Source organism: Ensifer sp. BR816 (genome assembly GCF_000378985.1).
Classification (GTDB): domain Bacteria; phylum Pseudomonadota; class Alphaproteobacteria; order Rhizobiales; family Rhizobiaceae; genus Sinorhizobium.
Genome location: NZ_KB905370.1, coordinates 544,701 through 556,453 on the forward strand (window position 1 = coordinate 544,701; position 11,753 = coordinate 556,453).

Sequence of the window (11,753 nt, forward strand, 5' to 3'; positions counted from 1 at the left end):
GGCCCGATGACGAAGTTCATCATCTTCACTGACCTGCACATGGTTCCCGAAGGCATGGCGATCATCGGGATCGACCCGTATCGGCGGCTCGCCGCCGGCATTGCGCATGTCAATCGCTACCATCCGGACGCGGACCGCGTGATCTTCGCGGGCGACCTCACCCATGAAGCGGACCGCGCATCCTACCAGCGACTGAAATCTCTTCTCGGCGAACTCAATCCGCCGGCGGCGATCATGATCGGCAATCATGACCGGCGCGAGACTTTTCTCGACGTCTTCGCCGAGGCGGCAAAGGACGACAATGGTTTCGTCCAGCAGGTGATCGATTTTCCCGATTGCCGCGCCATCCTCCTCGACACCCTGTTTGCGCCGCCCTACGAGTACCCGGTCAGCCATGCCGGCTATCTTTGCAACAGGCGCCTTGCCTGGCTCGACCGGCAACTGGCAAGCGCCGGCGACCGGCCGGTGCTGATCTTCATGCATCACCCGCCGCACGTCACCGGCTTCGTCGGCATCGACATGATCCGCCTCATCAACGAAGAGGATTTCTATGGGCTGGTGCGACGGCACGGCAATGTGCGCCACATCTTCGCCGGCCACGTGCACCGCACCATAAGCGGCTCCAGCCGCGGCATCTCCTTCTCCATCTTCAAGAGTACCGTCCATCAGCAGCCCATGCCCTTCGAACTTCCGGACGCTTCGCTCTCGGTGGACGAGCCTGCCGCCTACGGAATAGCGCTGGTCACGCGCGACGGCGTGCTCGTCCACACCGAAGACTACGAGATCGCCAGGCGCGGTGCAGCGGTCGCCTGAGGCGCCTCGCAAGGTCGAAAACGGCACGGTTTCAGCCATTCCGGCGCCATCGGCTTCGTGATAGGCTGGCGCCATGACCCTTTCCCTTTCTCCCGTCCACGACTTCGATTGCCAAAGCTGCGGCGCCTGTTGCGCCTATTCGGCCGAATGGCCACGTTTTTCGCTGGAGACGGACGAAGAGCTGGAGCGAATACCGGCCGATCACGTCGCAGCCGACCTGGGCGGCATGCGCTGCGAAAACGACCGCTGCACGGCACTCGAAGGCACGCTCGGCAAATTCGTCGCCTGCAAGGTCTACGCCGTGCGACCGATCGTCTGCCGGACTTGCATGCCCGGCGACGACGAATGCCTGATGGCCCGCGAACGCCTTTTCGGCGCCGCGGCTTGAATTGTGAGAACCATCCGGACCATCCCCGCATGATCCGTATGTTTCTCCCATTGTCGCGGCGTGCATAGAGAAAAATCCTACGGCATGGCAAAATTGCCGGATGGATGTTCGGCGCCACAGAGCGTATTTTTCGGCCACGAATATAAGCGCGCCAGAGCGCCTTGCTACCCCGCGTGGAGGACCGTGTTCGATGAGCCAGACCCAGCTTCAAAAGCCCAGCATCACCCCCGACGCCGGCCACGCGCCGTTTGCAGACTTCGCGCCACCGATCCGGATCCAGAGCACGCTGCGCCAGGCGATTACGGCCGCCTATCGCCGGCCCGAGACGGAATGCCTGCCGCCGCTCGTCGAAGCCGCGACGCTGACCCGCGAAACGCGAGACGCCGCCGCCCGGACCGCCCGCAAGCTGGTCGAGGCATTGCGCGCCAAGCACAAGGGTTCGGGCGTCGAGGGGCTGGTGCAGGAATATTCGCTCTCGAGCCAGGAGGGTGTGGCACTGATGTGCCTTGCCGAGGCGCTCTTGCGCATTCCCGACACGGCAACCCGCGATGCGCTGATCCGCGACAAGATCGCCGACGGAAATTGGAAGTCGCACCTCGGCGGCGGCCGGTCGCTGTTCGTCAACGCTGCCACCTGGGGCCTGGTCGTCACCGGCAAGCTGACGGCGACGGTCAACGACCGCAGCCTCGCGGCGGCGCTGACGCGGCTGATCTCGCGCTGCGGCGAGCCGGTGATCCGCCGCGGCGTCGACATGGCGATGCGGATGATGGGCGAGCAATTCGTCACCGGCGAGACGATCGATGAAGCGCTGCGCCGTTCCCGCGCGCTTGAACAGAAGGGTTTCCGCTATTCCTACGACATGCTCGGCGAAGCGGCGACGACCGCCGCCGACGCGGAGCGCTACTACCGGGACTACGAGCGCGCCATTCACGCGATCGGCAAGGCCTCCGCCGGACGCGGCATCTATGAGGGCCCCGGCATCTCGATCAAGCTCTCGGCCCTGCATCCGCGCTATGTGCGGGCACAGGCGTCGCGCGTCATGGGCGAATTGCTGCCGAAGGTGAAGGCCCTCGCCCTCCTCGCCAAGAGATACGATATCGGCCTCAACATCGATGCCGAGGAGGCCGACCGGCTGGAACTGTCGCTCGATCTTCTGGAGGAGCTCTGCCTCGATGCCGATCTCGCCGGATGGAACGGCATGGGCTTCGTCGTGCAGGCCTATGGCAAGCGCTGCCCCTTCGTGCTCGACTTCGTCATCGATCTGGCGCGGCGCGCCGGACGGCGCATCATGGTCAGGCTCGTCAAGGGCGCCTATTGGGACGCCGAGATCAAGCGGGCGCAACTCGACGGCCTCGAGGATTTTCCGGTCTTCACCCGCAAGATCCACACCGACGTCTCCTATCTCGCCTGTGCCCGCAAGCTGCTGTCGGCGACCGACGTGGTCTTCCCGCAGTTTGCTACCCACAACGCCCAGTCGCTCGCAGCCATCTATCATATGGCCGGCAAGGACTTTCAGGTCGGCAAGTACGAGTTCCAATGCCTGCACGGCATGGGCGAACCGCTTTACGAGGAAGTCGTCGGGCAGGAGAATCTCGACCGGCCCTGCCGCATCTATGCGCCGGTCGGCACGCATGAGACGCTGCTTGCCTATCTGGTGCGCCGCCTGCTCGAGAACGGTGCCAACTCCTCCTTCGTGCACCGCATCGCCGATCCGGGCGTCTCGATCGACGAGTTGGTCGCCGATCCGGTGGAAATCGTCCGCGCCATGCCGGTCGTCGGCTCCAAGCACGAGAAAATAGCGCTGCCGGCAGAGCTCTTCGGCGCCGCACGCACGAACTCGGCCGGGCTCGATCTTTCCAACGAGGCGATACTCGCCGACTTGACCGAAATGCTCAAGGCAAGCGCCACGATCGCATGGGCGGCGGCACCGCAGCTCGCAACGGGCGTTGCCGACGGCGAAACCCGCCCGGTCGTCAATCCGGGCGACCATCGCGACCGCGTCGGCTCGGTCACCGAGACCTCCGAGGAGGATGCAAGGCGGGCCGCCCGCCTTGCCGCCGATGCGGCATCGAATTGGGCCGCCGTTTCGCCGGCCGAACGATCGGCCTGCCTCGATCGCGCCGCCGAGCTGATGCAGGCGCGCATGCCGACCCTTCTCGGATTGATCATCCGCGAGGCGGGCAAGTCGCTGCCGAACGCCATTGCCGAGGTGCGCGAGGCGATCGATTTCCTGCGCTACTACGCCGATCAGACGCGCCGCACCCTTGGCCCGGGCCACAGGGCGCTCGGTCCCGTCGTCTGCATCAGCCCGTGGAACTTCCCGCTGGCAATCTTCACCGGCCAGATCGCCGCAGCCCTGGTCGCCGGCAACCCGGTGCTCGCCAAGCCGGCGGAAGAAACGCCGCTGATTGCCGCCGAAGCCGTGCGCATCCTGCACGAGGCCGGTGTGCCGGCAGGTGCGCTGCAGTTCCTTCCGGGCGACGGGCGCGTCGGCGCCGCGCTGGTGGCAGCGTCCGAGACTTCGGGCGTGATGTTCACGGGTTCGACGGAGGTGGCGCGGCTCATTCAGACGCAGCTCGCCGATCGTCTCTCGGCCGCCGGCCGGCCGATCCCGCTGATCGCCGAAACCGGCGGCCAAAACGCCATGATCGTCGATTCCTCGGCGCTCGCCGAACAGGTGGTCGGCGACGTCATCGCCTCGGCCTTCGACAGCGCCGGCCAGCGCTGCTCGGCACTGCGCGTGCTCTGCCTGCAGGAGGATATCGCCGATCGTACGCTCGCCATGCTGAAAGGGGCGCTGCACGAACTGAACATCGGCCGCGCCGATCGGCTTTCCGTGGATGTCGGCCCGGTCATCACGGCGGAAGCGAAGGAAATCATCGACAAGCACATCGAGCGGATGCGCGGGCTCGGCCGCAAGGTGGAGCAGATCGGCCTTGCCGCCGAAACGGAAAAGGGCACCTTCGTGCCGCCGACGATCATCGAACTGGAGAAGCTCGCCGATCTCACGCGCGAAGTCTTCGGGCCAGTGCTGCACGTCATCCGCTACCGTCGCGACAAGCTCGACCGGTTGATCGACGACATCAACGCGACCGGCTACGGGCTGACCTTCGGCCTGCACACGCGCCTGGACGAGACGATCGCCCATGTGACGAGCCGCATCAAGGCTGGCAACCTCTATGTCAACCGCAACGTCATCGGCGCGGTGGTGGGCGTGCAGCCCTTCGGCGGCCGCGGCCTTTCGGGCACAGGCCCCAAGGCGGGCGGACCGCTCTATCTCGGCCGGCTGGTGACGACCGCACCGGTGCCGCCGCAGCACAGCTCCGTGCATACCGACCCGACGCTTCTCGATTTCGCCAATTGGCTCGACGGTCGGGGCGCGACGGCCGAAGCGGAAGCGGCTCGCAATGCCGGCAGCAGCTCGGCGCTGGGAATGTATCTGGAGCTCCCGGGCCCGGTCGGCGAGCGCAACCTCTATGCGCTCCATCCGCGCGGCCGCCTCCTCCTTGTACCGGCGAGCGAGAGCGGCCTTTACCACCAGCTCGCCGCCGCGCTCGCAACCGGCAACAGCGCCGTTATCGACGCCGCCTCCGGCCTGCAAGCCTCGCTGAAAAGCCTGCCGCACAGCGTCGCGCTGCGCGTCTCCTGGTCAAAGGACTGGGCCGCCGACGGCCCCTTTGCCGGGGCACTCGTCGAGGGCGATGCCGAACGCATCCGCGAGGTCAACAAGGCGATCGCAGCGCTGCCCGGTCCGCTCCTCCTGGTTCAGGCCGCCTCGAGCGAGGAGATCGCCCGCAATCCGGACGCCTATTGCCTGAACTGGCTGGTCGAGGAGGTTTCCACCTCGATCAACACGGCCGCGGCCGGCGGCAATGCCAGCCTGATGGCAATCGGCTGAGTGCGAGGAGTCCACTCGATCTTGCCCCTCTCCTCGGGTTTAACCCAGGACTCACCCTCTCCCCGTTTTGACGAGGAGAGGGTACGTGCCCCATATGAATCTCTCATTCTCAGCAAGCCCAAGAGAGGCAAGGCGCCGCCGATGGTCCCTTCTCCCCGCATGCGGGGAGAAGGTACCGGCAGGCGGATGAGGGGCTGCCCATCGCGCTTCGAACTTTGCTAGCGCACCCTCCCCCATTCCGCTATCACCGCTCGAAAAACCGGACGAAGCGGATGTTCACCCTCCAGCGCATCGAAACTGCCACACAGGAAATCAAGAAGAGCCGCTTCCTGGCGATCGCCGGTCCGATCGACGACGAGCAATCGGCAAAGGCCTTTCTCGCCGCCCATTCCGATCCGACCGCCAATCACAATTGCTGGGCCTGGCGCGTCGGCCAGACCTATCGTTTCAACGACGATGGCGAGCCGAGCGGCACGGCGGGCAAGCCGATCCTTGCGGCGATCGACGGCCAGTCGCTCGCCGGCGTCGCGGTCGTCGTTACGCGCTGGTTCGGCGGTGTGTTGCTTGGCAGCGGCGGTCTGATCCGCGCCTATGGCGGCACCGCCGCGCTCTGCCTCAGGGCGGCGGAAAAGGTCGAGTTGGTCGAGAGGCTGCGTGCCACGGTCTCCTGCGACTTCGCCGATCTGGCTATCCTCAAGGCGCGGCTCACCGCCCGCGGCGTCGTGATCGCCAGCGAGCGGTTTACCGACACGGGTGCGGTCCTGGAGATCGAACTGCGGAAGGAGGAGGAGGAAGCGACGCTCGCGTTGGTGAGCGATCTCAGCCGCGGCAGGGCAATCATAGCGCTCGAGAACTGATCGCCCTTTTCCTACTGCATGTCTCCTTGAATCGACCTCGATTCAAGGACAAAGACATGCAGCAACTCAAAGTGCTACAGCGACCTTTGCGCGTCTGACAAGACGCGCGGCGCTGTAGGTCTCATAATCATCATACAAATGATCGATAAAACATGCGTGGCGCCGCCACGACGATAGCGTGATCGAGGAGACCTGCGGATGAAAACGAGAACTTTGGGACGGACAGGCGCAGCAATTTCGGAGATCGGCTTCGGCGCCTGGCAAATTGGCGGCTCCTGGGGCGATGTCAGCGAGGAGGACGGCAAGCGCGCCCTGCACGCCGCGCTCGACAACGGCGTCACCTTCATCGACACGGCCGATGTCTATGGCGACGGGCGTTCGGAAAAGATCATCGCCGCGGTGCTGAAAGAAAGAGGCGGGGAGAAGCCGTTCGTCGCGACCAAGGCGGGGCGCCGGCTCAATCCGCATGTCGCCGACGGCTACACGGGCGCCAATATCGAAGCCTTCATCGACCGGAGCCTCACGAATCTCGGCGTCGAGACGCTCGGCCTGGTCCAGCTTCACTGCCCGCCGACCGACGTCTACTATCGTCCGGATCTTTTCGGCGCGCTCGACAATCTCGTGGTCAAGGGCAAGATCCGCTACTACGGCGTCTCGGTCGAAAGGGTCGAGGAGGCCCTGAAGGCGATCGAGTATCCGGGCGTCGCCACGATCCAGATCATCTACAACATCTTTCGGCAGCGGCCGCACGATCTCTTCTTCGCCGAGGCGAGGAAGAAGAATGTCGGCATCATCGTGCGCGTACCGCTCGCCTCCGGCCTGCTTTCGGGCAAGATCGGCAGGGATACGGTCTTCGCGGCAGACGACCACCGCAACTTCAACCGTCACGGCGAAGCCTTCGACGTCGGAGAGACCTTCGCCGGCGTGCCCTTCGAGGCGGCGCTGGAAGCGGTGGAACAGATGCGCAACCTGGTCCCGGCCGATGTGCCGATGGCGCAATTCGCGCTCCGCTGGATCCTCGCGCAGGAGGCTGTCTCCGTCGTCATTCCCGGCGCCCGCAACGCGGCTCAGGCGCAATCCAATGCGGCCGCCAGCGCGCTTGCCCCGATTGACGGAGCGGCCATGGAGGCGATCGCCGCGCTTTACGAGCGGCTGATCAAGGTCCATGTTCATCAGAGATGGTAAGGGCTGCGACGGCGCTTGCCTAACGGCCGGACAAGGCAAGCCAATGATGAGCGAAGCATTCGATCTCGAGCGTTTCGTCGCGGCACAGCAAGGCGTCTACGAGACCGCGCTGGCGGAGCTTCGCGCCGGCGCCAAGCGGACCCACTGGATGTGGTTCGTCTTCCCGCAGATCCGCAGCCTCGGCCATTCGTCGATGGCACAATACTATGCACTGGCGGATATAGACGAGGCGCGGGCCTATCTCACACACCCGCTTCTCGGCCGGCGCCTTGTCGAATGCACGGAAGCCGTGAATGCTGTCAGGGGGTGCAGCGCACTGGAAATCTTCGGTCGGCCGGACGATCTCAAGTTCCGCTCGTCGATGACGCTCTTCGCGACCGCCGACCCGACTATCGCCGCCTTCAAGGAAGCGCTCGACCGCTATTACGATGGCACCAGGGATCCTCGAACGACGGAAATTCTCGGCAGGACGTGAACACCGACCAGCCTCAAAGCGATGCGACCGGCAACCACAGCGCCGTGCGTCTTATCAGACGCACAAAGGACGCTGTAGCACTTTAAATTGCTGCATGTTTTTGTCCTTAAATCGGCTACGATTTAAGGACACATGCAGTAGGTGATGAACAACATCAGAAGGGCGCAGGCCGTCAGGGCGACGATGATCAGCATCAGCTCCTTCATCATGTAGCGATACACTCAGGCCCCTCCTTTCAACGGCTTACCAACGGGAATCATGTGGGAATCCGCAGCAGCGGTTTTGAGACGCGCCCGATGCACAACATCGTGTACGCGCGAAAATGGAAACGGGGTCTGCCGCAAACGTGCCTCAGTGCACCGTTAGGTTCGAGAGCAGTCGCCCCACGACAGACAAGCGTTGCAAGGAGTTCGCTCATGGTCGTCAGGTTGATCGCCCAGACCGTTATCTGGTTCGGGATCATGGGAGCCGTACTCTTCGCCTCGGCCGGAACCTTCGCCTGGCCGGCCGCATGGATCTACCTCGCCATCATGCTGGCACTTTCGCTCGTCACCGGGCTGCTGCTTGCCTGGCACGATCCGGCGCTGCTCAAGGAGCGATTGGCCGCACCGATCCAGAAGGATCAGCCCAAGGCCGACAAGGTGCTCCTTGCCGTACTTCTGCCGTTCCTGTTCCTCGCCTTCGCCTTCATGGCGCTCGATGCAGCACGATTCAAATGGTCGGCGGTGCCGCCATGGGTGCAGGCTGCGGGGGCGCTGCTGCTGGTGCTATCCATCGGCTTCAGCTACCGGGTCATGCGCGAAAACAGCTTCGCCGCACCCGTCGTGAAGGTGCAGAGCGAGCGGGGACAAAGAGTGGTCACCACCGGGCCCTATCGCTATGTCCGCCATCCGCTCTACAGCGGCAGCCTGCTCTTCGTCGCCGGCACATCGCTGCTGCTCGGTTCCTGGTGGGGTCTCCTCGCCGCGCTGGGGCTTGCGGCCCTGCTCGCCATCCGCATCGGCATCGAGGAAAAGGCGCTGCGCGCCGGCCTTGCGGACTACGACGCCTATGCGGAACGGGTGCGCTATCGGCTCGTTCCGTTGGTGTGGTGACTGCCGTCGAAGGCGGTAGCGCCGCCTTTGCCGGATCCATTCGCCGTTGACTCCGCAGACGATCAGAGCAGAATAAAATCATCCCTGCGTCACTGCTCAAACAGAAGGACGCCTACGATGACGATTGCAAAGAAACTCCAGCACTATATCGAGACAGAGGGCATCGACTACGACACCGTCCCTCATCATCGCACCGCCACGACCAGCCAGACGGCCGAGGCAGCCCACGTTCCGGGCAACCGGCTGGCCAAATCCGTGGTCGTGCACCACGAGATGGGCTATGTGCTCGCCGTCGTGCCGGCCACGCACCGGGTCGAGCTCTCGACACTGCAGGATGTCATGAACCGGCGCCTGGGCCTCGCCTCCGAGGAGGAGGTCAGCACGCTCTTTGCCGATTGCGAGATCGGCGCCGTGCCGCCCATCGGGTCGGCCTATGGCGTGCCGGTCATCCTCGACGAGAGCCTCGACAAGGCCAACGATGTCTATTTCGAGGGCGGCGACCACAGGACCCTGGTGCATATGAGCGGCACGAGTTTCCGCAACCTGACGAGGGACGCCCAGGTGGCCCGCTTCAGCCATCCCGGCTGAGTGACGCAGATGCCTCACTGATGGGCCGAACGGTTCTTGCATGCATGGCGCGCCGCGATCTGCGCGGGCATTCAGCGTATGCGCAGTTCCCGACGCGACGCATGGACCGAGTTCGCTGCAAGGATGGAACACAGCACATCGAAGTGCTGCGATGAACCCTATGCATCCGCAAAAAAGCGGAAGGCGCTGTTAAAAGCGGAAGCGCTTGCGTGGACTTGCAAGCCTATCTGCATCACCATAGTGCAACCCTCGATATTCCGGCGATAAAATTCTAAAATTTTCAACACAATTTCATTCAGTTACGGGATAAATTTCTTCTCCTGCATTTCCGAATTCCCATAAAATACTTCACAAGCCGGGCCGCAAATCTTCCCGTGGCAAAACAGACCCCCTCTGCCTCGGCCGGCGCATTGCCCCTATTTGGGGAAACGTCGGAATCTTTTCCCCTGAAGTCGCAACCGATAGGCCTCACGCTGGGCAATACGGCCATTAGCAAGGTGCGCACCGACCTGATCCCAAAATCAGGAAATGCCCTCCTACAAGAAGCCGGGCGCACGGGGCGACTACAAATGGAGGCATCGCGGATGTCAACGACGCAAGTGCGGGGCATCGACCCCGGCGTTTTCCTGCCTGCAATCGTCATTGCCGGCGGATTTGTCCTGTGGGGCGTCGTCGCGCCCGACAGCCTGTCAAGTGTAGCTGGTACCGTTCTCAACGGTGTTATCCGGAGCTTCGGATGGAGCTTCGTCGTCTCGACCGCATTTTTCCTCATCTTCGCGATCTTCCTGGCGATCAGCCGCTTCGGCCGGATCAAGCTCGGACATGACGACGAGCGGCCCGAGTTCTCCACCGTCTCGTGGGTCTGTATGATGTTCAGCGTCGGCATGGGCATCGGTTTGATGTTCTGGGGGGTTGCCGAACCCATCTTCCATTTCGGCGCTCCGCCGCACGGCATGGCCGAGCCGCAGAGCAAGGAAGCGGCGCTGGTTGCCATGCAGTACGCCTATTTCCACTGGGCGCTGCATCCATGGGCCATCTATGCCGTCGTCGGTCTGTCGCTCGCCTATTTCAGCTATCGCCGCGATCTGCCGACCCTGGTCTCCAGCGCCTTCCACCCGCTCCTCGGCGACAAGATCCACGGTCCGATCGGCCGCGCCATCGACGTGCTGGCGATCAGCGCCACCCTGTTCGGCACGGCGACCTCGCTCGGCCTCGGCGCACAGCAGATCAACAGCGGCATGAACTTCCTCTGGAACACCGGCGAGACGCCGGCCATCGCCCTGGCGATCATCGCGGCGCTCACACTCGCCTTCATCCTGTCGGCCGTGTCCGGCGTCGGCAAAGGCATCCAGTTCCTGAGCAACATGAACATGGCCGTCGCCGTGCTCCTGCTGCTCTTCCTGGCGATCGCCGGCCCGACGGTGTTCATCTTCGATACGCTGATCGAGTCTCTCGGCTATTATCTCAGCGACCTCGTCTCCATGTCCTTCCGCACCGCCGCCTTCAGCGACGGCAAGTGGCTGGGCAGCTGGACGATCTTCTATTGGGCCTGGTGGATTTCCTGGGCGCCGTTCGTCGGCGTTTTCATCGCCCGCATCTCCCGTGGCCGCACCATCCGCGAGTTCGTGATCGGTGTGCTGGTCATCCCGAGCGCGGTCACGTTCGTCTGGTTCACGATCATGGGCGGCACCGCTCTGCATTCCGAACTGATGGGCGCCGGCGGTCTGGTCGAAGCGGTCAACGACAAGGGAGCGCCGGTCTCGCTGTTCTCGCTCCTGTCGCAATATCCAGCGACAACGCTGACCTCGACCGTGGCGATGTTCCTGGTGGCGATCTTCTTCGTCTCCGGCGCCGATGCGGCCTCGGTCGTCATGGGCATGCTGTCGTCGCGCGGCACCGTGCATCCGCCGGCCGGCGTCGTCATGCTGTGGGGGCTGCTTGCCGCCGCCTCCGCCTGCGTGCTGCTCGTCATGGGCGGCCTCGGCGGCCTTCAGACGGCGTCGATCATCGCCGCCGCGCCGTTCCTGATCGTGATGGTCGGCCTATGCGCTTCGCTCTGGGTCGGCCTGCTGGACGACATCGAAGTGCACGGGCATTTCGATGAGCTCGAGCCGAAATTGAAGACGGCGGAGGCCGACGGCTGACCCGTATCCATCCGGCAGCCGAGGAAATCGAGACGCGGCGGCTTGTGCTCGCATCGAGCAACAGGTCGCCGCAGAATGCCGCGCGCGCCGGCGCGATACCGGCAGCGCCTGGAGCGGCATCAGGCGGAGCGGTCGATCGCACGCGATAGAAGCAGCGTTATGATCGCTGCGGCGTTGATCCCGTTCATGGTCATTGCAAGGACGCGCCAATCCCCATCCGTAATGCTCTGTTTCGTCGCGAGGCTTATCTAGAGCAATTCCAGGAAAAGTGTGTAACGGTTTTCCGTCCGGAATTGCGTAATTTCAAAGAA

General features: G+C 63.8%; 9 protein-coding genes. All 9 read left to right on the forward strand.

What is annotated here, in order from left to right; genetic code table 11:
- Positions 1 to 6 precede the first annotated feature (6 nt).
- The 9 genes from RHIBR816_RS0102585 (at position 7) to RHIBR816_RS33615 (ending at position 11,442) form a co-directional block, all read left to right on the forward strand.
- Entirely contained in the window at positions 7 to 813 is an 807-nt protein-coding gene (locus RHIBR816_RS0102585) for a phosphodiesterase (protein ID WP_026186570.1), read from the forward strand.
- A 73-nt stretch (positions 814 to 886) separates the two neighbouring features.
- Complete coding sequence (locus tag RHIBR816_RS0102590) at positions 887 to 1,201, forward strand: YkgJ family cysteine cluster protein (protein WP_018234972.1); 315 nt, start codon at positions 887 to 889, stop codon at positions 1,199 to 1,201.
- Between the two features lie 190 nt (positions 1,202 to 1,391).
- Positions 1,392 to 5,099: a trifunctional transcriptional regulator/proline dehydrogenase/L-glutamate gamma-semialdehyde dehydrogenase gene (gene putA, locus RHIBR816_RS0102595; RefSeq protein ID WP_018234973.1), complete on the forward strand. Its 3,708-nt coding sequence runs from the start codon at positions 1,392 to 1,394 to the stop codon at positions 5,097 to 5,099.
- A gap of 272 nt (positions 5,100 to 5,371) precedes the next feature.
- Positions 5,372 to 5,956, forward strand: coding sequence for a YigZ family protein (locus RHIBR816_RS0102600; protein ID WP_018234974.1), 585 nt, complete (start codon positions 5,372 to 5,374; stop codon positions 5,954 to 5,956).
- A 198-nt stretch (positions 5,957 to 6,154) separates the two neighbouring features.
- A complete protein-coding gene (locus RHIBR816_RS0102605) occupies positions 6,155 to 7,141 on the forward strand; it encodes an aldo/keto reductase (protein WP_026186572.1) in 987 nt (328 codons plus the stop codon).
- A 43-nt stretch (positions 7,142 to 7,184) separates the two neighbouring features.
- Positions 7,185 to 7,616: a DUF1810 domain-containing protein gene (locus tag RHIBR816_RS0102610; RefSeq protein WP_018234976.1), complete on the forward strand. Its 432-nt coding sequence runs from the start codon at positions 7,185 to 7,187 to the stop codon at positions 7,614 to 7,616.
- Between the two features lie 416 nt (positions 7,617 to 8,032).
- Positions 8,033 to 8,710 (forward strand): isoprenylcysteine carboxylmethyltransferase family protein, encoded by a 678-nt coding sequence (locus RHIBR816_RS0102620; RefSeq protein ID WP_018234978.1) that lies wholly within the window; start codon positions 8,033 to 8,035, stop codon positions 8,708 to 8,710.
- A 117-nt stretch (positions 8,711 to 8,827) separates the two neighbouring features.
- The gene (locus RHIBR816_RS0102625) at positions 8,828 to 9,298 is read left to right on the forward strand and encodes an aminoacyl-tRNA deacylase (RefSeq protein ID WP_018234979.1); all 471 of its coding nucleotides are present in this window, start codon (positions 8,828 to 8,830) and stop codon (positions 9,296 to 9,298) included.
- 584 nt (positions 9,299 to 9,882) lie between these two features.
- Complete coding sequence (locus RHIBR816_RS33615; RefSeq protein ID WP_018234980.1) at positions 9,883 to 11,442, forward strand: BCCT family transporter; 1,560 nt, start codon at positions 9,883 to 9,885, stop codon at positions 11,440 to 11,442.
- The last annotated feature ends 311 nt before the right edge of the window (positions 11,443 to 11,753 follow it).